This is a genomic window from Chryseobacterium sp. 'Rf worker isolate 10' (genome assembly GCF_050753305.1).
GTDB lineage: Bacteria > Bacteroidota > Bacteroidia > Flavobacteriales > Weeksellaceae > Chryseobacterium.
In genome coordinates, this window is sequence record NZ_JBOZOF010000001.1 from 1,546,324 (window position 1) to 1,571,942 (window position 25,619).

Sequence of the window (25,619 nt, forward strand, 5' to 3'; positions counted from 1 at the left end):
CATCATTCATCATTCATCATTCATCATTCATCATTCATCATTCATCATTCATCATTCATCATTCATCATTCATCATTCATCATTTATAATTTATAATTTTTTAAATGACTTCGCTTCTTTTTTCCATCAATACAAGATCTTTCCACTCTCCGTTGAGCTTTCCGATTTTCTTGCGGATTCCCACCATTCTAAAGCCGTTTTTCTGATGAGATTTGATAGCCATTTCATTTTCAGAGAAGAGATTGGTCTGTAATGTCCAGAATCCGTGGTCTTCGCTGTCCAAAATTATCTTTTTAAGCAATATGGAACCCAATCCTTTCCCCTGGTATTCTTTATCAAAATAAATGCTTACTTCTGCAACTCCTTTAAAACTTTCTCTTTTGCTGATTGGTTTCAGGGCGCACCATCCTATTACTTCATTATTTTCATTTTCAAGTACCCAGCGGCAATCGTTGAAATATTCCATGCTCCAGGCTTCGGCTGTAGGAACTTCTGTTTCCAAAGTAGCGATTCCACTGTCTACTCCCTGCCGGAAGATCTCCAGTACTCTGGCTTCGTCATTGGGAAGCATTTCTCTTAATTCGTAATTCATCGTATTTAATGGTATTTTCTTTTCATTTTTCTTTTAATTCTTGAATAGTGGGTCTGCTTACTCTTCTCGTCCTGGGAAACGACACTGATATTCCCATCAACTTCCAGAACGGAGAGTTTTACATTGTTTATGTTTTCAATCCCGTGTTCTCTTATGGCTTCTTCCAATTCACTTTCGGTAATTTTTACACGGTTCAGGGCAGCCTGATCCGCAACTCCATCTCTGATAAGAATTACCGGTTCATCTTCCATAAAAGTCTGAAAAGAACGATTGGAAAACATTATCCTTTTTAAAATAAAATTAGCAGCAAACAAAACCAATGCCGCAATAATCCCTCCCTGCAAAGAGGTATCAGGACCTACCATAGCGTTCTGAACAGCATTTGAAATCAATAATAACAATACAACATCTCCCGCATTGAGCTGAGAAAGCTGATTTTTTCCAAATAAACGAATAGCAATTACCATGAAAAGGTAAACGCACAAGGAACGGAGGGCGACGTTAAGAATAGGATCCACAATTTTTTTATCTACTCAAATGTATTGATTTTTGTTATTCGTAAAAAATATTTTATTAACAGATTTTGGTATATATTTTGACATTACGATTACAATTACAACACAAAAAAAATCAAATGAAAAAATTATTTCTTTTCCTAGGAGTTTTCCTCTTCTTTGTATCTTGTAAAAAAAGCGAGACCAAATCAGCTATTAACGCTGATGAGGAAATCACTCAAAAGATCAATCTGCTTTACAAAACATATGGCAAGTCTAATGAAACTATTTACAACCAGCCTATTCCTGATAATTTATTTTATTCAGATTTAAAAAACACTTTGGAGGATGCAATAAATGCATCAAAAGCCGATATTGAAAAGGTAAAAAAAAGTGATCATCCCGATGAGAAGCCTTTAATCTTTGAAGGAGCTATTTTTTCCAGTTTGTATGAAGGATATACAAGCTATAAAATAAAATCAATTGACGTCATGGAAAGTACGAAACCATTAGGCTCACAAGCTGACGTAGCTGTTGAATTTGAATATTCCCATTCTTCACCAAAAGTTATATGGACTGACAAAATACATTTGATCAACGCTTTTGATGCAGGTTGGAGAATTGATAATATAGTTTTTGATACAATAGGAAATTCTAAAGATCTTAAGACTAGCTTACAAAGCTTTATTAAGTATGCAAAAGAACAAAATAAATAAAAAAACAAAGCCGCTTATAAAAGCGGCTTTGTTTTTTTAAGGGCATTGAACGATTGGAACATCACTGCAAATTACTTTATTTGCCCATTCGCAAAACGTACAGTATTTCTTTGGTTCTCCCCCGTACACTGATTTCAAATCTGATTTCGTCAGTTTCTTTACATTTTTCATATAGTTTTAATTTTATGGTAGCCCAAAATTAAAACCTTGCTGTTTATTCTTTATTACAACTTAATCTGATAAGTTTTCATTATTCACACATTATTGAATAATATGATATAAATACTATCTGCTGTGGATCTCCACTGTTACAGGCATTACGTAAGTGTAAGCAACCATGTTATCAGTTAGTTTTTTACGATCTACTTTATAATCAAGATCGCTTAATACCATTTCAATTTCTTTGCTTACGGTTTTGCAATCTCCACTGGAGTGAACATTAACAATTTTTCCGTTTTTTGCAATATCAAATTTCACCACCGAATTTACCGTTCCCTGTTTATAATCAGGATTGGTAAGATCAAAATTGGCTTCTAGTTTATTTCTGATATCATTAAAGGTTTCACTCCTGTTCAGTTGAATTTCCTGAATGGTATTATGATCTGTTGTCTGTGCTTTGGCAGTGTTCAAAACGGCAGCAAATCCGCAAACGAAAAGTGAAGCCAACAATATTTGAATTCTATTTTTCATAACTAACTGGTCTTAAATATTATACTAACCTATTTTTGTATCTCTTAACCAAAGTTATTAAAAATAATTCATATTAATTTTACATTGAGTTAACATTGAGTTAACATTAGAATTTAATTAATTGATTATCAATACTATAAATTTTAAAAATAATTGAAAATTTAATATTGGGATGCTATTTTTAAGTATAAAAAAGGCTAAACTTGGTTAGTTTAGCCTTTTTTATGAATTTTTATTCTAATATCTATTCCAGTTCCCTCTTCAAGAACTTCCCGGTCAAGCTTTTCTTAGATTTCACAATTTCCTCTGGAGTTCCCTGTGCTACAATCTGCCCACCATACTTTCCTCCTTCAGGTCCTACGTCGATAATATGGTCTGCTAATTTGATGACATCCATATTATGCTCGATGATGATGAAAGAGTTTCCAAGTTCTACCAACTGGTTGATGGCATCCATCAGGATTTTTACATCTTCAAAATGAAGTCCTGTTGTTGGTTCATCAAGGATATAAAGGGTGTTTCCTGTTTGTCTTTTTGATAATTCGGTTGCTAGCTTGATACGCTGTGCTTCACCTCCTGAAAGGGTTGTCGACTGCTGTCCAAGGGTTATATATCCTAAACCTACATCCTGTAATGTTTTTACTTTCGCAAAAATCTTAGGAATCGGCTGGAAGAAATCTACCGCTTCATCAATCGTCATATCCAATACGTCAGAGATTGATTTTCCTTTGTAACGAACTTCCAGCGTTTCTCTGTTGAAACGTTTTCCGTTACAGGTTTCACAATGTACATATACATCCGGAAGGAAATTCATTTCGATCACTTTTAATCCTCCACCCTGGCATGTTTCACATCTTCCGCCTTTTACGTTGAAAGAGAATCTTCCAGGCTTATAACCACGGATTTTACTTTCCGGAAGTTCGGCAAAAAGATTTCTGATATCGGTAAACATTCCGGTATAAGTTGCAGGGTTCGAACGAGGAGTTCTTCCGATTGGAGTCTGATCTACGTCTACAATTTTATCAATATTATCTAATCCTTCAATCTTTTTGTATGGTAACGGCTCCTGAACCGCTCTGTAGAAATGTTTGTTAAGGATCGGATATAAAGTTCCGTTAATCAGGGAAGATTTTCCACTGCCGGAAATTCCGGTTACTACTACCAGCTTTCCAAGAGGAATATCCAGCGTTACATTTTTAAGATTATTCCCTGTAGCTCCTTTTAAAAGAATATTTTTCCCGCTTCCAGTTCTTCTTTCTGCAGGAATTTCTATTTTTCTTTTTCCGTTAATATATTGAGCAGTGATGGTATCTGCTTTCAATAAATCTTTTGGTTTTCCCTGCCAAAGAATTTCTCCACCGAATTTTCCAGCTCTTGGACCAATATCCAGAACCTCATCAGCTTCCATGATCATGTCTTTATCATGTTCCACAACCAATACAGAGTTTCCGATGTCTCTAAGGTTTTTCAGGGAATGGATCAGTCTTTCGTTATCTCTCTGGTGAAGCCCGATACTTGGTTCATCAAGGATATACAATACATTGACCAATTGCGAACCGATCTGTGTTGCCAGACGAATTCTCTGTGACTCTCCTCCTGAAAGGGTTTTTGAACTTCTGCTCAAACTTAAATAATCCAAACCTACATCCAGCAAAAACTGAAGTCTGGTTTCAATTTCTTTTAAGATTTCATGAGCAATGATTTTATTTTTTTCTGAGAATTTATCTTTAACATCTGCTAACCAATCTTTTAAATCTGCTAAGCTTAAACCGTTAACCTCAGCAATATTCTTTCCGTCAATTTTAAAGCTTAAGCTTGAAGGCTGAAGACGGGTTCCATTACATTCCGGACAGGTTTCTTCTGTGGTGAAATGTCTTTCCAATAAAATGGCTTCATAAGATTCTCTCTCATCAATGATTTCTTCCATGAAAGCAATCAAACCATCAAAGCCAATCTTTATTTTCTTGGTAATTCCCGCGTATTTAAGATCTTTATTGAATTCTTTATGACATCCGTTGTAGATATAATCCAGTGCTTCTTCCGGAATATCCTGCAAAGGAGTTGTTAATCCCAGCCCAAAGATCTCAAGAATATTTTTAATCTGAGAAAGAATCCATTTGTTCGACTTGATGTCTTCCAATGGTAACAATCCTCCCTGGTTAATTGACAACTTAGGATTATCTATAAAGTAATCGGTATTGATCTTTTTAATTGTTCCCAGTCCTTTACAGTTCGGACAGCTTCCTTTTGGAGAGTTGAATGAAAAAGTATTCGGTTCCGGTAGTGCCAAAGAATGTCCGGTTTCTGCATCCATCAGATTTTTGGAAAAATATTCGATATCTGTACCTCCCAGCTTTTGAATTCCGATAATCCCTTCTCCCATTTCCATTGCGGTACGCAGGGATTTTTCCATTCTGCCTTCTGAGGCATTTTCCCCGATAATCCAACGGTCGATAACAATGTCGATGTCGTGGGTTTTATAACGGTCAAGTTTTAAATCATATTCAATATCCTGCAGTTCACCATCAATTCTTGCCTGTCCATAACCTTTTTTAGCCATCTGAACAAAGAGCTCATGATAATGTCCTTTTCTGGAACGTACCACTGGCGCCAGAAGCATTATTTTCTCTTTTTTATAGTTTTCTTTGATGGTTTCAAGAATCTGATCTTCAGTATAACTTACCAATTTCTGTCCTGTAGACAAAGAGTAAGCATCTGAAACTCTTGCATACAAAAGACGCAGAAAATCGTAAAGCTCAGTAACCGTTCCTACGGTAGAACGAGGGTTTTTATTGGTCGTCTTCTGCTCGATAGCAATGACAGGAGAAAGCCCTTCAATTTTATCTACATCAGGACGCTCCAGCCCGCCCAAAAACTGACGTGCATAAGCAGAGAATGTTTCAATATAACGACGCTGGCCTTCTGCAAAAATAGTGTCGAAAGCCAATGACGATTTTCCACTTCCGGAAAGGCCTGTAATAACGACCAATTCATTACGTGGAATTTTAACATTAATATTTTTAAGATTGTGTTCACGTGCTCCGTAAACTTCTATATATTCTGTTGATTTGCTCATAATTTGGAGTGACTTTGCCTGAAAATCACGACGTGCAAAAATACGGAATTTTATGGAATTTTTTTGAATTTAAAAGGGATAAAAGTTTCATAAAAAATTCTTAGGTTTTGTTAATGTGCTAAACCAGACCTTATTGAATTTTGATTTTGAGTAATTAGGTTTTGGCTAAAGCCAATAGGTTTGTTTTTAAAATAAAAACGGGAAAGCCTACTCCTGCTGATATAACTCAATATGATATTAAAAATGCCGTAACAGATACGGCATTTATATTTTAACTGATATTGATTTTTTTCAAAGAAATTTACATATCCTGAAATTCAACATCTTCATTGTTGATCTTTACAATATATTCAATTCCATCAATGGCCTTGGCGATAATCTGATTTCTGATAATGTTCGACATGTTTTCCCAATAAGCTCTTCCATAGAAAGAATAGTTCTGAGGAATGATCTCGACCTCAACCGTTCTTATAAAGCCTTCTTTAGGTTTATTGCTGATCATTGTTCCTCTTCTTACCCTTACTTCTCTTACCTCATCTTTCAGAATCATTCGGCAATAGTTTTTAACATCTTCCAAAGAAATGATTTTATCTCTGGTTGTGAGTGCATATTTATAAGCCTGAATACTGTCTGTTCCTTTCTGTTCCTCCGCTCCGCCTAATGTCTCCGTGAGCAATACAACGGTTTGAGACTTCAATTGATTGGAAAGTTCAGTTCCGGGACGCATATGATTGGCAAGCGTACAGTGTGTTACCCAGAAAGCAGCATAGGTATGATCTGTTTTTTCTACGGGTTCCATGATAACATAGTTCAGTTCCTGTCTGATATTCCTTTTGGCATTATTTACTTTTTGTACCATGGTTTTCATCTTATCGGACATTTCGCTGAGAACTCCTTTCACGTTGTCTCTGTTCAAAAGGGAGAATGCGGCAATTTCATCTCTTGTCAGTTCCAGAACATTAGCAATCATATCTACTGCATTTCTGCTTGTGAAGCGTTCCATTCCTCCTTTTCTTACCGTATACAATCCTTTTTTAAGATCATCTGCCGGTGTGAAAGGGATTTCGGTGTACTTTCTTCCGTCACCATCCTGCACTTCATCTACATAAAGGAAATGCTCACCTTCATCTGTTACCAAAGGAATATTATTCCCCATGATATCAAGGCTGTATTCTGTTTTTTTCCAACCTCTGTTGTATACCGGAAAGGCATTCAGAACAAAGGAAAAATTATCAAGGATTTCTGCTGAAAATTGGGGTGGAAACTCAAAAGTAAGCCACAGATAACTTTTATTATCAAGGAATTTTGTGATCTCTTCTTTTCCTGCAAGGAAATCAAGATTCTGTGGAAGCTGTCCAGGTTCTGAGAACAGGCTTTGAGAAGTTCCTGTTACTTCGATAAATTTGTGGCGGTAGATACTCTTAATATCCTCAATTACTTTATTTCTGATAGACTGCTCTTTAAACATCTGTTCGTAGCCATCATTCTGATTTTCCGTAAGATAACTTAGCCCTTCTCTTACAAAGAGAGGATTACCGTTGCTCGTCACGTTGATATACGGCAATAATTTATACACGAAATCAAGGTGTTCAAAAGCCGGATTAGAGCAGAATACGCTCAGATATTTTGGAAAGTTTTCACTGACATATTTGCTGACATCTACTCCTATTGTAATTTTTCTGTAATCTTCAGGTCTTCCCTGAAATCTTGCAATAGGAATTTTATTGAATCTGTCATCTATACTGTAGCAGGTATTTCCTACAAACATGATAGAGGTGTGAACTTTGTTGATTCTTACATTTCCTACCGGAGTAAAAGGAATATTCAACTGTTTATCAGATTCTGATTTTACAGTGGAAGTCATCTGTTTACGGAAGAAAAATTCCGTATGTTCCAATAAAACTTCAGAAGACTCATAGGGCTGTGTAAAAGCCACAGAATGAGCCGGAATAGGATGTGTATAAATGGACGGTGTAAGAAGTTTTGCCAGTTTTTCCAATATACGGGCATTCACCGTTTGTATTTCATTATTCGCTTTAAAAACTTCTGTACTGAATGCGTCTATCAATAGTTTTACAAAAGGATCTAAAGACTGTGGGCTTCTGAGTCCCCATACCTTAGTTGCATTCTGCAGCATTCTTGCTTTTACAGATTCTTTGGAATATATATTCTGATCTAGATTCATAATTTTCTTTCGCTGTTAAAAATATTAATCAATAGACATCGGGCTTAGAAACAGTTCTGTTGAAAAACTGAAACGTTCTCCTGTTTCTTCCATTTTTGCATTGATGGCAATTCTTACCTTCTTTTTAATTTCGGTGTGTTCTTTGGTATCGTAGCTGTGCTCTACAAATTGTATATGAGCATCAATCTGCGGGTTTACGATTCGGGGTTCATATTCCTGAATCTGTCTCCTTAGGCTTTTGATAAAAACGCTTTCCCAGATGGCACTTGTTACTCCATTATCGAATTCAAGGTTCCAAACATCGTTTCCATAGTTTTCATCATATCTGTTCTCCCCTTTTTTGGTGGTGATCAGCAGCATAATATTGTGGGCAATACTTTCCCCCATATCGCAGGTATCGATACTTCCGCCTTCGGTCATTAAAGTAGACGGTACGAAAGGCATTCTGTAATTTGGTGTATCCATAACTTTTAGTTTTTACTTCATGGTCCTGTTTATTTAAAAACAGAATACCAAAATACGCATTTTCACCAAATAATGATTATAATGTTCTAAATATTATTCAAAAAGAAGGGCCTTCAAACTGAATTGAAAGCCCTTAATCTGTTGTATTTTTGATTTTATTTTAACTGTCTATTTTTTCCTGTTAATAAAGTAGTACACCGGAAGTCCCAGTAATACCAATACAAAACCAGGCCATGTATATTGCTGTTTATAGATTAGCAGTAAAATACAGAAACACGTTCCTATTACAAGATAAATAACAGGGGTTACCGGATACAGCCATGTCTTATATGGTCTTTCCAGATCAGGCTGTTTCATTCTTAAATAAATCACTCCAAAAACTGTAATCATATAGAACAGAACAATCACGAAAGAGATCATATCCAATAAATTCCCATACTGCCCGCTCAGACACAAAATGGAAGCCCAAACTCCCTGCATCCATAAAGCATTTTCCGGAACTTCATTTTTATTATTTTTTTCTGCTGACTTAAAGAACATTCCGTCTTTTGCCATTGTCTGGAAAACCCTTGCTCCAGCCAGAATCAATCCGTTATTACATCCGAAAGTAGAAATCATAACCAATAAAGCAATGATAATAGTTCCTGCACTTCCAAAGATATTCTGAGAGGCTGCTACTGCTACCCTGTCGTTGGCAGCAAAAGCAATTGCATCTCTGTCTAATGCATTTAAGTACACATAGTTGACTGCTATATAAAGAATCATTACCGCAGAAGTACCATAAATCATCGACTTTACTACATTCTTTTTAGGGTTTTCAATTTCTCCGGAAACAAATGTTACACTTTCCCAAGCCACAGAACTGAAGACAGAACCTACCATTGCCGCAGCAATTCCGCCTAGAAGAGTCATTCCACCAATAGGTTCCCAGCCTTCTTTAAGAAAGTTACCTGTAAAATCTTTTTTAAGATTATTAAAAGAATCTGTACCCCAGCTAAAGTTTTCTGATAAATGAGAGATATCAACCAATATAAAACCAGCAGCAATTAAACCTAATAATGCAATAATTTTAGAACCTGTAAAGATATTCTGAAGGATTTTGCCGCTCTCTACTCCTCTGGTATTGATATAGGTAAGTAAAACTATAACGGCAATCGCTAAAATCTGTATCCAGGTAATCTTAAATTCACCGCTTTGAAAAATAGGTGCAGCATCGTTGAGTGAAGGAATAAGATATGCTGTAAATTTACCAAAAGCCATTGCCACAGCAGCAATCGTTCCTGTTTGTATTACCGTAAACAATCCCCATCCGTAAAGGAAACCCATTCTTTTACCGAAAATTTCTTTCAGATAGGTATATTGTCCTCCAGCTTTTGGAAATAATGCGGACAGCTCTCCATAGCTTATGGCTGCGGCTACCGTCATTATTCCTGTGATAACCCACACCACAATCATCCAATATCCGGATCCCAGATTCCTCATCATGTCGGCACTTACAATAAAGATCCCGCTTCCAATCATAGATCCCATCACGAGCATGATGGCATCCCATAGTTTTAATTTTTTCTGCATAGTCAAGTATAGGGGTCAAATATAATCAAATCTGTCTTTTATTTTCAATTTTGTTGAAAATTCATTAAAACACCTGTTTTTTGTCATTTTTTATTCCTTTATGATTCAATTTTAATTAGTATTTTTGGAAAAAATATTAAACATGAAATTTAAAGCGATATTATTTGGTGCAGCATTAACAGCTTCTTCATTAGCATTTGCTCAATCCGGACCACCAGAAGGAAAAGCTTTGGTAGGTGACACTTACGGAGATCAGGTAACTTCTTCTGCTGAATCCAAAGCGGTTTCAGTAGATAAATTGAATAAACAGCTTAAAAAAGATAACAAAAAGGTTGAAAATGTATCTGTTAAAGGAAAAGTAACTGATGTATGCGACAAAAAAGGATGCTGGCTTACGATTCAGACGGAAGATAACTCTAAGTTTTTTGTAAAAATGAAAGACTATGCTTTCTTTGTACCTACAGCCCTAAAAGGGAAAAATGTAGTGTTGGAAGGGAATGCAGAAATAAAAGTAACTTCTGTGAACGAGCAGAAACATTATGCAGAAGACGCTAAGAAACCTCAGTCTGAAATTGATGCGATTACTCAGCCAAAAGAAGAGATCAGGTTTGTAGCGAACGGAATTAAAGTGGTTAACTAAGCTTTAATTATTGAATAAAATCTATATTCTAGAATTAGGTTTTGGCTAAAGCCAATTGAATATTTTATTTCATTATAAATGGGCTAAATCCCATTCCTATTGAATAATAACCTTTGTAAGTTTGATTGGACAAACATTCCAATTTTAGAAGCCAGATATAAAAATAAAAAATTCGGCAGACCTACAGGTCTGCCGAATTTTGTTTTTATGAGAGCTATTTTATAAACTCTTTTTATTTTTCAATTATTTCTGATAAGTAGATATTACCAACCTACTTTAATCTTCAATTGTAAAATCCACCACAGCATCCAGTTTTGGATATTTAGTGGCAGAAATAAATTTCTTTCCGGTACAGTCTATTTCCTTCCAGCCTTTTCTTTTTTTAACGTCTCCGGCTTCCATTACAAAAGGAATAAATGAAATCTCGCTCTTTCCCTCTTCTTTTATTTCTCTATACTGAACGGCTATATCCAAAATACATTCATGATCTGTATTCAGTTTTACATTTCTATAGATAAGATCATAATGGGTTTCCTGGTTTTCAGGGATTTCAAGGTAAGTTTCCCAACCTGTAATATCAGAGTTAAGCTCACTGATAGCCTTCAATGCATAATAAAGAGCAATCGTATAATATTTTCTTGTTCCTGTTCTGGTATAATCATCTACAAAGTGACCACCTTCAAATAAGATGGTCGGCATTCCGGCTTTAATAAAATTATCTCCTGTAGAAGTCGGGTAGAATTCATCAGAATATCTTCCGATCTGGTCAGGAATCATTTCCTTTAAATGGTTGTATACACTTCCGATTACCGCCATACATTTTTTTCTGTTTTCGGTAACAGTACGTTCTACGTTTTCGGAAGGAGCCAAAAAGGAAAGTGTAGCAGGATGAATACCATCAGTAGTAAAGATGGTTCTCTGCTCATGAAGGTTTAATGCGTAATCATACTTCCTGGAAGCAGCTGCCTTTTTCAGGAATTTAATCTCCTTGCTTGCTTCATTGTGAAAGTCTCTGTTCAGATCAATATCGGCAGCATTCAGTCGGGTCCATCTTTCAGATCCGTCCGGGTTCAGCATGAATATAAAATCAAGTTTTATTTTACTGAATAGATTCTCTTTCATTTCTGGAGCTTTATCAAGGCTTACCAAAAGGTCGAGCATAGCATGAGTAGCGTTGGATTCATTTCCGTGCATCTGCGACCAGGCCAATACCTGTATGTTTCCGGTTCCGATGCTTAACTGATAAATAGGCTTATCTAAATAGGATGTTCCGATCTCCTGAACATAATCGCTGAGATTGGTCTGTAGGTAAGAAAATAATTTTTCAGGAGAAATATAGCGATTTGAAAAATCGGGGGCTTGTGAATAGATCTGTTCAAAATTCATTTTAGGAATAATTTACAGGAATCAAATTTAGCCATTTTTAGTCAAAACTTAAATTAACATTTGTAAATATTGGCAAAATTCACAAATTTACATTTGACATCTGTTTTGCAATTTGTTTACAAGGTTTAAATTATGTTATTTTTTAAATATAGATACAAGTTAACATCTGTAATATTGCTAAACAGCACCAGCAGACAATCTGTCTGTTGATAAAATTGTGGATTGCGAATAATTTAATTCAATATATTTAAATATCTAAAAATCAATCATTTATAAAATTCACTTCAATCTTGTTTGCAACAGTACTTTAAGTCTAAAAAAGGATGTATTTTACCATTTGAGGGTTATTTTGTTAAACATAAAAATTGTGGAAAACTTAGCTGTGTAACCTAATATACATATGTAAAATATTAAATTTCTTCCTCAAAACTTTATCAACCTTTGTTTTTTAGAGCATTTCAGCCAGTGTTGAAAATTGTTGATTAGTTGAAGTACTATTTCTCATCTACCAGGTCTTATATTGGCTTAAAACTATATGTTTACATCAGTAATTTACCAATGTAACAGCCCCAAAAATAGCTTTATAAAGCATTAAACAGGTATTTAGCAGCAATTATGTTCAAGGAAAGAAGTTTAAGGGATTAGTAATGTAAACAATGATTTTAATGAGGTTTATCAAATAAAATAACCGGATAAATTACCTGAATTTACATTTATAAACTAGTATATTGAGAAAATAGCAGCCAGATAATTAATATAAAATGCTTGCTGAAAACTGGTATAGTAGTTAAGTATAATAGCTAAATACAATTGTAATTTAATCATAAAGCATTGATTTATAAAATATTATACACTAGTTACAAATGTATACAAATAATATTTTCAATTATTTACATTTATATTTTGCATTTGTAAACTATATGAGTTACATTTGTAAAATAATTAAAGGCTTATTTTTATGAGTTTAAATGAAAGAATTTCCAAAATTATAGAGTATTCTAATCTTACTCCTTCTGAGTTTGCTGATGAGATTGATGTACAACGTTCCTCCATTTCGCATATTACCTCAGGAAGAAACAAACCATCTCTTGAGTTTATCATAAAAATAAAATCCCGTTTCCCGGAACTTCTTTGGGACTGGCTGGTTACAGGAGAAGGTGAGATGCTGAAATCCCAGTTACCCGAAACAGAAATTAACGAAGACCATACCGAAGAGGAGAAAATAAAAACAACTCCACTACCCGATCTTTTCACCATGATGAATGACGACGATGAATTCGGGAGTGATGAAACGGAAGCTGAAGCTCCAAAATCAAGTTCTGGAGAATCGTTTATACCGGCCCAAGATAAAGCTCCTGAAAAAATATCGGATTCTCAGCGATTAGAAAATTCCAGTGATCAGATTTTAGGACAACTATTTGGTAATCAACAAAGTAAAATAAAACGTATTGTTTTGTTCTATGAAAATGGGAAATTTGAAAGTTTTGAGCCCTAAAAAACCTGATCAAAGAAAATGATCAGGTTAAAAAATATTTGAAGAAGAAAACTAAAGCTATTGCTTTATTTGTTTTTGAAATGTAATGGAAGATTCAGATAATGGAGTTTTATCTTGTCGATTATCTGTTCCACGTTATGCTTTTCTAATTTAAGTTATTGATAAGGGGTAATACTTTTGTTTATTGTATTGTAGAGAAATTGATACAGCGCAATATCATAGTAGTAAATAACATATTTTCATGTATTGTTTTTTTATGGCTCTATCAAATATAAATATTTAAAATCAAATTAACAATAAAAATAGAATTATTTTAACATATAATTAATGTAAATAAAAATTGTTTTGATTATTATTAATTTTGGTTAATAATCCAAACCTATAAATTACTGAAATTAATTCCCATAAAAAAGGCCCGCAAATATGCGAGCCTGATAATATATTAAGAGCAATCCTTATTGCTTCTTTCTTCTTTCCAGTTCATTTTTGATCAATCCCAGCTCTCTTCCTGTTTGTCCGGCTACAGAGGTATTTTCCTGAGCTCTTCTTGTTAAATAAGGCACAACGTCCTTTACCGGTCCATATGGAAGATATTTAGCCACATTATAGCCTTTATTAGACAGATAGAAAGTGATATTATCACTCATTCCGTAAAGCTGTCCGAAATATACATGAGGATTACCCGTTTCCAGAGATTTTGCTTTCATTTTATCCATAATAAGCTCTGAAGAGATCTCGTTATGGGTACCAAAAAAGGCTGAAACTTTATCCAGATGATTCATTACGAAGTCAATTCCTGCGTTATAGTTCTTATCTGAAGCGTCTTTGGTTGGCTGGATAGGATCCGCATAGCCCTTTTCTGCTGCTCTCGCTCTTTCTTTCTCCATATAGGCACCACGCACGATCTTATATCCGATGAAGTAGTTCTTCTCTCTTGCTCTCTGAAGATGAGCTTCCATATATTCCAGCCTTCCCGTTCTGTACATCTGAATCGTATTCCAAACGATAGGTTTTTCCTGGTTATATTTCTCCATCATCTCTTCGCAAAGGTGGTCTGCTGCATCCTGCATCCAGGTTTCTTCAGCATCTACCATTACTTTTTTATCATTTTCATGGCAAAGACTGCATACTTCATCAAATCTTTTCACTACTCTTTCCCATTCTTCTTTTTGGCTGGTAGTAAGCTCTGCCCCTTTTCCAACAGCTTCATAAAGATCAATCCTTCCGAAAGCTGTAGGTTTAAATACAATAAAAGGAATCGCCGGATTTCCCACTGAGAATCTAACAATATCTTTAATTTCTTTGCAAACCGCATCAAAAGTTGCTTCATCTTCTTTTCCCTCAATAGAGTAATCGAAAATACTTCCAACTCCTCTCTTGAACAGCTGCTTCACAACTTTCATACTTTCTTCGCGGGTTTCACCTCCACAAAACTGTGCAAATAAGGTATTTTTTACAATTCCGGTAACGAAAGGAAAATTGTTGTGTACTGTAAAATTCAGGACAGATGTTCCAAGGCTTGTAAGAGCGGGCTGTTCAATCATTTTAAACATCCAGTAAGCCTTTTTCAATTGTGCATCAGACTTGTCTGCAAATGCTACTTTTGTATCGTTAAAAATGGGCATTCCTATTTATTAAATTTAGTTAGGCAAAGGTAATAATAACCTCAGTTTATTTAAAGAATTTTTTTTATAATTTATGCTCTATTCCATTTAAAAGCATGGCAATAATTCCTACAAAAACCCAAAAACGTAACACATTTAATGTGAGAAAGTTAGCTCTACGGGAAGCATTAATAAGAAGATAGATACACAGTATCATGATAAAAAGACCTCCTGCAAAATAATAGGCCATGAATCCGGTAACACCCGTTTTAGTGATGATCTTCATAGAAACCGCCATGGTAATCATCAATAAAACTGTCAGGATAATTTTTGTATTTCTGGTTTTGAAATAATTGGGAATTGTGATATAACCAAATGTTTTATCTACACTTCTGGTAAGGGTATCTTTCACAATATCAATACATAGCAGGATAAGGAAAAGAAAAACAGCCATCAGAAACACCTTTTTGGAAAAGGTTTCATAATATACCATCATTCCAAAGAATGGATATAGAGTGAGACTGACAAATGTAAGATTGTTTAAGATTAATATTCTGCTCAGTTTATGGCTGTAAAACCACATAAAGAATTGATATACCACAAAAAAAACAAATACATTATGAGAAATCATCCATGCTACTCCCAAAGAAATAGCACTGAGTGCCAGATAAGCATATAAAAAATATTTCTGCTTGATAAAACTCTGAACCCTCGTTCTAAAAGGTTTTACGATATGGTCTTTTTCCAGATCATAAAACTGATTAATAATACCTCCTGCCAGTATGGTAAGAACTGTACAGAAAATAATACCGTGTACTTTGAAATCAAATACGAATTTTTGGAAAGATTCATCCTGGTTGAACAGGAAGAAAGTAGAAACATAGAGGGCAAACGTCAACAGAGCTGCTACAAAAAAGCGTGCTCCAAGCAGAAAGCCTACGAATTGTGAAAATCTGTAAAATAGAGATTTTGATACATAGTTTTTAGATTGGAAAGTTTCTTTTTCAGAATTCATTCCAATCTATTTAAAATCTGTAAATCACTTCTTTTTGGAAGCCTTCAAGCATTTTTTCTGCTTTTGCATAATCTTTGGTAAATCCTAAGATATAGCCACCGCCGCCGCTGCCGCAGAGTTTAAGATAGTAAGCATTAGAATCCAAACCTTTTTTCCAGATATTAAAGATACTTTCAGGAATCATTGGACGGAAATGTTCGTATGCCCAGTGAGAAAGCTTTTTAAGATTTCTGAAGAAAGGATTCATATCTTTTTTAAGGAAAGATTCGATACATGCGTTGTTGTAACGGATGAACTCTTCTTTCAGGGTTTTACGGAAACCTTCTGTTTTCATTTTTTCAAAGAAAATCTGAATCATAGGACCTGTTTCTCCCGTGATTCCGGAATCGATCAGGAAAATTGCTCCTTTTCCTTCTTCTCCTTCGGGAATATTTACTCTGTCTAAATTTTCTTTATTTTCAATAAGGATTGGTAAATTCATGTAACAGATCAGTGGATCCATTCCTGAACTTTTTCCATGGAAATAGCTTTCCATTTCACCAAAAACAGCTTTTAATTTTTTAAGATTATCTTTTGAGATGCTCTCAGGATTCAGTTTGCTGATTGAATATTTTTCAAAAATAGCAGCTACCAAAGCTCCTGAACTTCCCACTCCATATCCCTGAGGAATATTGGAATCAAAGAAAAGTCCGTTTGAAATATCATTTTTAAAACTCTCAATATCCAATTTAAAATCATCGGAAAGATCAAGTGCTGTAAGAAATTCAGAGTATTTCTGCAGATGCCTGTTGGAATTAAGCTCAAAATCAGAACTCAGATCTGAAAATTTCAAAGTTCCTTTATAGAAACTGTAGGGTACTACAAGTCCTTGGGAATCTTCGATCATTCCATATTCTCCGAACAGAATTATTTTTGCATAAAATAAAGGGTTGGTCATGTTGACAATAAATCTTTTTGCAAAGTTAAAAATTATTCCGCTGAATATAAGCAAAACTCAGGCCGAAATTTTTCTATGAAATATAAGAAAAAAGCCTGATATTCTCAGGCTTTCATCATAAAATATTTAAAAATTACTGTTTGATCAACTTTTTGTTGATGGTTTGCTTCTCTGTTTCAACCGTAATCACATAATTTCCGGTTTGAATTGAGGAAAGGTTTATCTCCTGTTTATCCCCTTTTAAAGAAGAATCTGAAAGGACCAGTCTTCCGGCTTCATCATAGATTTTATATCCTTTTAGCTTTTCTTTGGAGGAAAGGATTATCATATTTTTGGCGGGATTCGGATAAATATCGATTGAATTATTTTTTATATTGATATCTTCTACTGCTAAAACATTGCAAGAGAAATTCACTTTCCAGCCATTTCCTGTAACACCTCCATCTGAAACAAATTTTACGGTAATGGCACCTGAAGGATGCGTAGATGTGAACGGGCCAGGTAGTGTACTTCCACTTAGATTATTCCCATTTGCAAATAGTGGTGAAGCTGTAGAAGGGCCATTATATACATACATGAAATCGTATCCCTGTTCAATATCAAATGCAGTAAATGCCATTGTCATAGCTGAACCGGAAGTTGGATAAAATGTTTTTACCAATTCTTCATTATCTCCATACTGCCCTGTTGCACCTCCTGTATCTACGAATTGAGTTCCGTCACACCATGCGCCATCAGTTAAAAATAATTGTGATAACTGGAATGCATTAGGTCCGCTGCAATCTGTTCCAACACTTAATCTATAATAGGTAGCCGGCTGAAGATTTGTAAAATTAAAAGAAGGTGTATTTGCATTTCCGGAAGATATTGATGCTCCATTACTTGTTGTTAATTTATACTTCCATGAGGTAGAGGCAGCATCTGTGAAAGCAGCATTTGCAGAGCTCTGTGTGATATTGTTAATGGTAAAATTGGTAATGGATGTAGGGCATGATGTGGTGCAATTGGTTCCAAGGCATCCTTTTGAATCAACCGTATTTCTGATCAATGTTGCTGGCTGTACACCAAAACCATTCGCAAAATTAATCCCTACACTGCTTACCAAATGGCAGTAGCTCATAATGGTACCACCTCCCGCCGGAGGAAGCGCTGCAGTACATCCTTCGTTATTTCCTGACGCAGGTCCACAACCGTCAATAGCTGTATTGTTTCCATTCCAGAAGCAAGAGTGAGTATGTGGTGAGCCTAAATTGTGCCCAAGTTCATGCGTCATTACTTCTATATTCCAGGAATAAGTAGGTACGTTCTGATAGTTTAAATTCATCCCGCAATAAGAATATTTGTAACTTGTACATAATGAATTGACATAAGCAATACTGGTTGTGGCAGGGTTTCTTAATAACTGTGCCACATCGCCGTTGAAAGTTGTTCTTGTAGTTCTGAACTGGCTCAGAATTGCACTTGGTGATCCTGTATAAGGATCGGTGGTTGTCCAAACAAAAACTTCACTTAAGGCTACATTCACGTTCTCATTGGCATACAGCGTTGTCACATTATTATGCATGGCGGTTACCCAATTGGTAGTAGTGGTTGTATTGCTTCCATTTTGGGTATAAGGACCAAAACCTGCTTCATAGTATATTCTTACGCAGTTGTCTGTTTTCTTTTTACTGGTATTTTTAGGGTTAAAAACCGGTCTTTGAACCTGATTTTCTTTTAGTCCGTCTACATCACAGGCAAACGGATTGGAACCTGTTAATTTAGAATCTGAATAGCTTACAAAATCTTCAGAATTTCTAGCTTTTCCTACCACAACATTTCCTAATTCTAGTGTAGAAGCAACCCCTACAATATCATCATTAAAAAAGCTAAAGGCTACAATAGAGGCATTATCTCCTTTCACAATTCCCTGATAATAAACTCCAGGTGTATATTGTACGGTTGTCCCCTTATCTGTAACTACTTTAAAATCGTTGGTCAAGATCTGATGTTTGTACATTTCAACAGTGATCTGTCTGCCACCATCAAAGGGGAATGAGATTTCAAGAAAGTCAGGTTTTTCTTTGATCAACCTTTTCAATTCTGCAGGTTTCAAAGACATCACGGTGATATCTGTTGCAGCTTTTTGATATTCAGCAATTTTATCAGCAGTTTTATTTGTCTCAAATAAACTGTAGGTTTTAAGTTCTGTTTTCCGATTATGAAATTCCGAAACTTTTTGTGCAACTGGCTTTAAATTTTGAGAAAAACCAAGAATAAAACATTGCAGAAAACAAATTAGTAGAAATTTTCTCATGATTTTGATAATTTTATCTATGTTTTGCAAATAAACAAAAAAAATCAACACATAGTGAAAAACAACTACTATATTCTAGTATTTGTAAGAAGTATATAAATAAATTAAACCAAACTATAAAACAAAAGTTTTTTATTCGTCAAAATAAAAAAAGACGTTAAAAATAACGTCTTTTAAATTTTATAATGTTTCTCTGTCTGTCCGTATTTTGACTTTCAGGAATCTGATTAAAACAAGTCCTGCAGCGAAAAATATAGTCATTGATAATGCTGCAATACGCATATTATTGAAATGTTCAATCAATGTTGCAAATATAAATGTTCCGATGATGATGGCAATTTTCTCCAATACATCATAGAAACTGAAATATGTAGTATTTTCCATTGAGTTTTCCGGAAGCAGTTTTGAATACGTAGATCTGGACATCGCCTGAAGTCCGCCCATTACCAATCCTACAACTGCAGCAACCCCATAAAACTGGTATTCTACTGTTGGATTTTCTTTGTTCAGGAAATAAGCCCACAAACAAGCTACAATCCAAAGTATGATGGCAATTGAAATAACGTTTCTGTTACCAATTCTCTTGGATAATCTTGAGAAAATAACTGCTCCGATGATAGCCTCAATCTGAATTACCAAAAGGGTTCCGATCAACTTATCCTGAGCAAGATTGATCTCACTCTTTCCGAATAAGGTAGCCATAAGGAAAATCGTCTGCATTCCCACACTGTAAAAGAAGAAACTGGACAGGAAAAATTTCAGGTTTCTGTCTTTGAAAAGCTCTCCTCCTACTTTAAACAGTTCATGAAAACTTTCCTTTGCAATATCTTTATAGAAGCTCAGATTATCTTTAAATACTTCAAAGAAACCTCCCTGCTCTTCATGTTTTTTGAAGATGTTCTTATAATTCAGTAGTACTAAATCTTTAGGAAGCTTATCTTTCACATCCCCAAATTGAGGAAGGTGTTTGAATGTATATTGGGAGAACCCGAACCACCATGCTCCTGTTAAAAGGAAGCTGATTCTTGTGAATAGTAACTGCTGAGCCGCTCCTTTAGCAAAAACCTGAATCAAAACTAAACAGATTACTACTAAAACTACGGAACCAATATATCCGTAAACATATCCTCTGGCAGAGAGTGCATCCTGCCGGTCCGGTGTTGCAATATCCGGAAGGAACGAGTTATAAAACACCAAACTCCCCCAGAAACCTACACTGGCTGTAATACTGAATAAGAGTCCCAGAAATACATTATGCATCCCTGTAAACATAGCTAATCCCATACAAGACGTTGCTCCAAGGTAGCAGAAAAACTGCAGGAAAGATTTTTTGTTTCCAATAGTATCTGCTAAAGAAGATAAAAACGGAGACAATAATACTACGATAAAGAATGATATGGTAAGTGAATATCCGTATACGGCATCCGGCTGATATCCTTCTCCAAAAATTTTGATTGTATGCCTTACTGGGACATCAATCCATGTTTTGGTTTCGGCTATGTATTCCTTTTTCTCATACGCTGTGGTAAGGATAGAGTAATAAATAGGGAAAATAGTAGAGGTAATGACCAGGGAATACACGGAGTTTGCCCAGTCATATACAGCCCAGGCTTTCATAATCTTCGGATTATTCTTTATGTTTTTAGGCTGTCGATTCTCAGTTTCAGACATTTCAAATATATATTAGTAGCACAAAAATAGAAAAACCATTAAGAAATGGATAAGTTTTTAAAAAAATTATCAATTCCTTAATGGTAATATATTCGTAAACAGAATATTAGATATTTTCAATCACGATAGCGGAAGCACCTCCACCACCGTTGCAGATTGCTGCAGCACCGTATTTTGCATTATTCTGCTTCAATACGTTGATTAATGTAACGATGATTCTTGAACCAGAACTTCCCAGTGGGTGTCCCAGTGCTACAGCACCACCGTTTACGTTTACTTTAGCCGCATCTAAACCTAAGATTTTGTTGTTAGCCAATCCTACTACTGAGAAAGCTTCGTTGAATTCGAAGAAATCGATATCAGAAATCTCTAATCCAGCCTTTTTAAGAGCGATAGGTAAAGCTTTTGCAGGAGCTGTCGTAAAGTTTTCAGGTTCATGTGCTGCATCAGCGTAAGAAACGATTTTTGCAAGAGGCTTCAATCCAAGTTCGTCCATTTTTTCCTTAGAAACAAGGATCAATGCAGAAGCACCATCGTTCAAAGTAGATGCATTAGCTGCTGTTACAGTTCCTTCTTCTTTTTTGAATACAGTAGGAAGTGTTGAAATTCTGTCGAAGTTTACTGCTTTGTATTCTTCATCTTCAGCAAAGATTACAGGCTCTCCTTTTCTCTGAGGAATAGAAACCGGTACAATTTCTTCATTGAATTTACCTTCGCTCCAAGCTTTTGCTGATCTTTTGTAAGATTCTACAGCGAAGTTATCCTGATCTTCTCTTGTAATATTATAGTCTACAGCACATTTTTCTGCACATACTCCCATATGTACTTTGTTGTATACGTCTGTAAGACCGTCAAGTACCATTCCGTCAAGCATTTTGATATCGCCTAACTTTGTAGCTACTCTTGCATTGTAATAGTGAGGAACTAAAGACATGTTTTCCATACCTCCTGCAACAATTACTTCTGCATCACCAGCTTTGATCGCCTGAGCAGCCATTGTTACAGCCTTCATTCCTGAAGCACACACTTTATTTACTGTAGTAGAAGGTGTATTGATTGAAAGACCTGCTCCTAAAGCTACCTGACGAGCCGGTGCCTGGCCTTCTCCTGCCTGAAGAACATTTCCCATGTAGATTTCCTGAACAGCATTAGGATCTAAACCAATTTTATCTAATGCTCCTTTTACGGCAGTTGCTCCCAGTTTTGTAGCCGGAACTGTTGATAAGCTTCCCATAAAACTTCCCATAGGTGTTCTTACTGCGGAAACGATGAATACTTCTTTCATGTATATAATTTTTATTTAGCTAAACGGAACCAGTGTTCCATTTTTATAGTTAGAATTTATTTTACTTTTACGTATACCACATCAAAGGATGTTCCTTCAATCTTAGTATTTACTTTCAGAAGATTATCCTGAGTAGCTACTATTTTATTGTTGAAAACATCTCCTACCTGTGCGGGATCATTTTTATCGGATTTCTCCATTACAATAGCTTTGTAATTGCAATCATCTACAAAAACCAATGTTGATTTGATAAAGTCTTTTCCATTATTGAAATATTCAGTCTGAACATTATCTTTAATAGTCATATACCAAATAGCTTCCGGGTAATTGGGTCTTACAAATTTACCTTCTTTGATATTGATACATTTAGCCGGGTTATCCGGTTTTTTCTGCTCTGTTGTCTGAGCCTGAATTTGAATGGCTGTCATCAACAGAATTCCTGCTGAAAAGAGTTTTAAAAGATTCATTTTTATATTTGTGTTTTGTTATCTGCTTTTCTGTTTCCCCCTGCAAAAACCAAGAGAAAAGCTCCTAAAAATTCTATAACCCAACCCCATTTCAATGTAACGATTCCTGCAAAAGTTTCCTGCCAGGATTTGAATGGTAAAAAGCTGAAATATTGTAAAGACTTCATTTTTACGGCGAATAAGGTAAATGCAAATAAAAAGATCAGCAGAATACCAAAAAATCTTACAATTTTCCCACTGTTATTAACAATCCCAAAAACAGCACATGCTGCAAAGATCCAGCAGGTAATCGCCAGATAATGATCAAGTTTCCAATAGTTCCAGTTCCCAATTACAGGGACATGGACTAAGGGTAAAAAACTACCAACAATTACTAAAAGTAATCCTAATAACTGAATATTTTTCATATTTACTAAAGTGCCAAAATACAAAAAAAAACACACTTTTAAATAGTGTGTTTTAAAAATAGAAATTTCGCTTCCGAACACTTGTTAGTTATAAAAAATATCCGATATTTCTAATTATTACATAAAGAAAAAAGAAATTTATTATCAAATTAAAAATTAACATTGGCTATTTCTATACCGATCTGAAGTCCATATTTTTTCTTCAGCAAAGCATTGTCATTGAAAGCCGGAGTAAAGTCTTTCTGAACAAACAGATTAAACCCTGCATAGCTGATCCCGAATTTTCCTCCGAAAACAAAATCATTCACACCATGCATCACTTTTTCCCTTTCCACAATTCTATCGGAAAATTCATTGGAATATTTGGTATAATTCACACTTCCTATTTTAAACCCTCCATAAATACCCAGAATAATGCACAGCTGATTTCGGTTATTATCCAGATATTTTACCCCTTCATAATCTCTGTATTTTGGATTTAAAACAAATTTCAGATCTATGGGAACCGTTAGATAAGTATTGTAAAGCATATTTTTTTTGAGGTTTCCGCGGTTGAAATCACCCACAAATAAATTGTATTGATCCTGTTTAAATGCCTGTCCGTATTTTGGGGTTAACTGATCTGATCTTACACCCAATCCTAAACGGTAGAAAAAAGGGCTGGTATAGCTTCCAATCTGATTACCATACCACAATGCAAGCTGCCAGGAGTTGATAACACTGTTTTTGATATCAGAATTCTTGTTATAAAAGCCAAAAGGTTCATTCTTTGACGTTAATCCTGCTCCTCCCATACTTACAGTAAGTTCTAAAGTCTGGAGGTAATTTTTAGGATTATTTCTTTTTTTCTTCTCGTTGAGTTTCATATTAAATCCATTGAGCCCCAGCCAAAATTGATTTTTTCTGGATTTAATGGTGTCTTCAGATTTAAAGACAGCATCCTTCACCAATTCTCTGGTGGCAATTTCAAGTTCCTGCTTTTGGGAATCTATTTTTTCATTAATAACCTGTTCATATTTTGAGGCAATTGCTGTACGCTGTTTTTGTTTTTCTTCGGGTGTGATCTTCTTTTCTTTAAAATCTTTGTCAATTTTATCCAGTTCTATATTCATTTTCCCTTTTTCACCAATGACAATGCTGTCAATTTTTCTGGAATAGATACTCAGGTTATTCTCGGGCGATTCCTGTGCAAATCCATAGCTAAAGACGGCTAAAGCACCTATTACTATCAGTTTTGATTTCATATTTTTATTTTTTTAAGGCAATATTTGATCTCTGTCTCAGTATAGAGGCAGTTTTTCTGTGATAAAAAACAATTGATTATTTACTTTCTAAAGAATCGGAATAAACAGTCACACCAAAGATTTTAAGAGAATTTGGGCTTTTAACCTTAATTTTGGTCATATCAAGAGTGCCAAATCTTTTAACATCCGATCTGTTCTCTTCTCTTTTTTTCTGGAATTCTCTGCCCTGCAGAAGTTCATCAGCATTGATGTATTCAGTTTTTTTACTTTCTGTAAGAGAGATTTTATCCGGAGCAAAACCCATATTTCTGTCTAATACCGGAGCTTTAATTTCATAATCAGTAAGTATAATTTTTTCATCTTTAATCTGGCTTACTTCATTTTTCTGCAACATTTCTTCCGGTTGATTCATTTTAGAAATAGTCAGGGGCTCTTCCATTTTCTTTTGACCTGTGCTGTTATCCTTTTTCGTGCTCCCGGCTGCATGGATATCCGGATTGGGCAATGTTATTTCAGTATTCTCTTTTACTGTTTTGGTATGCACTATCGGATTTTCATTGATACCAGCAGGATGATCCTGGTTAAAATAAAGCAATGCACATACTGAAAACAGCACGACCAGTACAGCAGCGTATTTCCACCACTGGAAAGCCTTTTTAGAGCTCGTAACAGAAGTTTCTTCATTTTTCTGGTCTATTTGCTCTATCCTGCTCCAAAGATCCGCAGAAGGCTTTATTTCAAGCTTTTCGTAATCAGATTTTAACTGTTTCAGGAGTTCTTGTTTCATTTTCTTTTGCTTTTAAAAATTCAGCAAGCCATTTTTTGGACTTACTCAACTGGCTTTTGCTTGTTCCTTCAGAAATATTGAGAATTCCGGCAATCTCGCTATGCTTTTTATCCTCAAAGACATACAAATTAAAAATCAACCTATATCCTACTGGCATTTGAGAAAATATTTCTTCAATATTGAGTTCTTCCGGATATTCTTCATCAGCTGTTTCACTATAATCATCAGCAATTTCAACATCAGCATAAAGAATATTTTTATTCTTCCGGATGAAGCTAATAGAATCATTAACAATGATTTTCCTCAGCCAGTAGGGAAAGCTTTCCCAATTTCTACACTCGTCCAATCTGGTAAAACATTTCATAAAGGCATTCAGTAGGATGTCTTCAGCATCATGAAGGTTGTTGACATAAGAATTTGCAATGGCCAGCATTTTGGGAGAAAACATCTCGTAAAGAGCTTTCTGCCCTCTCCGATCCTGTTTTTTAGCCAATAAAAAATTCTCTTCGATGTTCTTCATGGGACTGTTTCTATCTATAAGACGATATATTTTGCAAAAGGTTGCCTGAAAAATAAAAAAATTGCATTCTTTTTC

Annotated in this window: 23 protein-coding genes; 3 read left to right on the plus strand and 20 right to left on the minus strand. The window is 35.2% G+C overall.

Annotation, left to right across the window (positions count from 1 at the left end; genetic code table 11):
- Nucleotides 1-100: 100 nt before the first annotated feature.
- Together LKL37_RS06890 and LKL37_RS06895 are read right to left on the minus strand one after the other, a co-directional pair.
- A complete protein-coding gene (locus tag LKL37_RS06890; protein WP_431609830.1) occupies nt 101-592 on the minus strand; it encodes an N-acetyltransferase family protein in 492 nt (163 codons plus the stop codon).
- 5 nt (nt 593-597) lie between these two features.
- Nucleotides 598-1,110 carry a DUF421 domain-containing protein gene (locus LKL37_RS06895; protein ID WP_431609831.1) on the minus strand — a complete coding sequence of 171 codons (513 nt, stop codon included), beginning with the start codon at nt 1,108-1,110 and terminating at the stop codon, nt 598-600.
- 116 nt (nt 1,111-1,226) lie between these two features.
- Here LKL37_RS06895 and LKL37_RS06900 point away from each other — a divergent pair, with 116 nt between their 5' ends.
- Complete coding sequence (locus LKL37_RS06900; protein WP_431609832.1) at nt 1,227-1,802, plus strand: hypothetical protein; 576 nt, start codon at nt 1,227-1,229, stop codon at nt 1,800-1,802.
- Between the two features lie 36 nt (nt 1,803-1,838).
- Here LKL37_RS06900 and LKL37_RS06905 read toward each other — a convergent pair whose 3' ends face one another.
- The 6 genes from LKL37_RS06905 to LKL37_RS06930 form a co-directional block, all read right to left on the minus strand.
- Nucleotides 1,839-1,973, minus strand: coding sequence for a bacteriocin-like protein (locus tag LKL37_RS06905; protein ID WP_431609833.1), 135 nt, complete (start codon nt 1,971-1,973; stop codon nt 1,839-1,841).
- Nucleotides 1,974-2,087: 114 nt separating this feature from the next.
- Nucleotides 2,088-2,492, minus strand: coding sequence for a hypothetical protein (locus LKL37_RS06910; RefSeq protein ID WP_431609834.1), 405 nt, complete (start codon nt 2,490-2,492; stop codon nt 2,088-2,090).
- Nucleotides 2,493-2,736: 244 nt separating this feature from the next.
- The gene (gene uvrA / locus LKL37_RS06915; protein WP_431609835.1) at nt 2,737-5,568 is read right to left on the minus strand and encodes an excinuclease ABC subunit UvrA; all 2,832 of its coding nucleotides are present in this window, start codon (nt 5,566-5,568) and stop codon (nt 2,737-2,739) included.
- Nucleotides 5,569-5,869: 301 nt separating this feature from the next.
- The gene (locus tag LKL37_RS06920; RefSeq protein ID WP_431609836.1) at nt 5,870-7,753 is read right to left on the minus strand and encodes a type VI secretion system baseplate subunit TssF; all 1,884 of its coding nucleotides are present in this window, start codon (nt 7,751-7,753) and stop codon (nt 5,870-5,872) included.
- A 24-nt stretch (nt 7,754-7,777) separates the two neighbouring features.
- Complete coding sequence (locus LKL37_RS06925) at nt 7,778-8,218, minus strand: GPW/gp25 family protein (RefSeq protein ID WP_002979175.1); 441 nt, start codon at nt 8,216-8,218, stop codon at nt 7,778-7,780.
- Nucleotides 8,219-8,386: 168 nt separating this feature from the next.
- Entirely contained in the window at nt 8,387-9,790 is a 1,404-nt protein-coding gene (locus LKL37_RS06930) for an APC family permease (RefSeq protein ID WP_431609837.1), read from the minus strand.
- Nucleotides 9,791-9,932: 142 nt separating this feature from the next.
- Here LKL37_RS06930 and LKL37_RS06935 point away from each other — a divergent pair, with 142 nt between their 5' ends.
- Entirely contained in the window at nt 9,933-10,430 is a 498-nt protein-coding gene (locus tag LKL37_RS06935) for a DUF4920 domain-containing protein (RefSeq protein WP_431609838.1), read from the plus strand.
- A 276-nt stretch (nt 10,431-10,706) separates the two neighbouring features.
- Here the strand turns inward: LKL37_RS06935 and LKL37_RS06940 are convergent, their stop codons facing one another.
- Entirely contained in the window at nt 10,707-11,816 is a 1,110-nt protein-coding gene (locus tag LKL37_RS06940) for a M14 family zinc carboxypeptidase (protein WP_431609839.1), read from the minus strand.
- A gap of 958 nt (nt 11,817-12,774) precedes the next feature.
- On the opposite strand from LKL37_RS06940, the gene LKL37_RS06945 reads away from it, so the two are divergent.
- Nucleotides 12,775-13,311 (plus strand): helix-turn-helix domain-containing protein, encoded by a 537-nt coding sequence (locus LKL37_RS06945; protein ID WP_431609840.1) that lies wholly within the window; start codon nt 12,775-12,777, stop codon nt 13,309-13,311.
- Nucleotides 13,312-13,766: 455 nt separating this feature from the next.
- Here the strand turns inward: LKL37_RS06945 and LKL37_RS06950 are convergent, their stop codons facing one another.
- The 11 genes from LKL37_RS06950 to LKL37_RS07000 form a co-directional block, all read right to left on the minus strand.
- Complete coding sequence (locus tag LKL37_RS06950) at nt 13,767-14,936, minus strand: proline dehydrogenase family protein (protein WP_431609841.1); 1,170 nt, start codon at nt 14,934-14,936, stop codon at nt 13,767-13,769.
- Between the two features lie 64 nt (nt 14,937-15,000).
- Nucleotides 15,001-15,930 carry a UbiA family prenyltransferase gene (locus LKL37_RS06955; RefSeq protein WP_431609842.1) on the minus strand — a complete coding sequence of 310 codons (930 nt, stop codon included), beginning with the start codon at nt 15,928-15,930 and terminating at the stop codon, nt 15,001-15,003.
- A gap of 10 nt (nt 15,931-15,940) precedes the next feature.
- Entirely contained in the window at nt 15,941-16,867 is a 927-nt protein-coding gene (locus LKL37_RS06960) for a mevalonate kinase family protein (RefSeq protein ID WP_431609843.1), read from the minus strand.
- A 133-nt stretch (nt 16,868-17,000) separates the two neighbouring features.
- Nucleotides 17,001-19,163, minus strand: coding sequence for a M12 family metallo-peptidase (locus tag LKL37_RS06965; protein WP_431609844.1), 2,163 nt, complete (start codon nt 19,161-19,163; stop codon nt 17,001-17,003).
- A gap of 180 nt (nt 19,164-19,343) precedes the next feature.
- The gene (locus tag LKL37_RS06970; RefSeq protein ID WP_431609845.1) at nt 19,344-20,834 is read right to left on the minus strand and encodes an MFS transporter; all 1,491 of its coding nucleotides are present in this window, start codon (nt 20,832-20,834) and stop codon (nt 19,344-19,346) included.
- A gap of 106 nt (nt 20,835-20,940) precedes the next feature.
- Entirely contained in the window at nt 20,941-22,119 is a 1,179-nt protein-coding gene (locus tag LKL37_RS06975; RefSeq protein ID WP_431609846.1) for an acetyl-CoA C-acyltransferase, read from the minus strand.
- A 56-nt stretch (nt 22,120-22,175) separates the two neighbouring features.
- Nucleotides 22,176-22,586 carry a hypothetical protein gene (locus LKL37_RS06980; RefSeq protein ID WP_431609847.1) on the minus strand — a complete coding sequence of 137 codons (411 nt, stop codon included), beginning with the start codon at nt 22,584-22,586 and terminating at the stop codon, nt 22,176-22,178.
- Nucleotides 22,587-22,588: 2 nt separating this feature from the next.
- A complete protein-coding gene (locus tag LKL37_RS06985; protein WP_431609848.1) occupies nt 22,589-22,993 on the minus strand; it encodes a hypothetical protein in 405 nt (134 codons plus the stop codon).
- 149 nt (nt 22,994-23,142) lie between these two features.
- Entirely contained in the window at nt 23,143-24,237 is a 1,095-nt protein-coding gene (locus LKL37_RS06990) for a hypothetical protein (RefSeq protein ID WP_431609849.1), read from the minus strand.
- A 76-nt stretch (nt 24,238-24,313) separates the two neighbouring features.
- A complete protein-coding gene (locus LKL37_RS06995; RefSeq protein ID WP_431609850.1) occupies nt 24,314-25,024 on the minus strand; it encodes a hypothetical protein in 711 nt (236 codons plus the stop codon).
- On the minus strand, nt 24,990-25,544 hold the full coding sequence (locus tag LKL37_RS07000) for an RNA polymerase sigma factor (protein ID WP_431609851.1): 555 nt from the start codon (nt 25,542-25,544) through the stop codon (nt 24,990-24,992). The genes LKL37_RS06995 and LKL37_RS07000 overlap by 35 nt, the downstream gene beginning before the upstream one ends.
- Nucleotides 25,545-25,619: the final 75 nt, after the last annotated feature.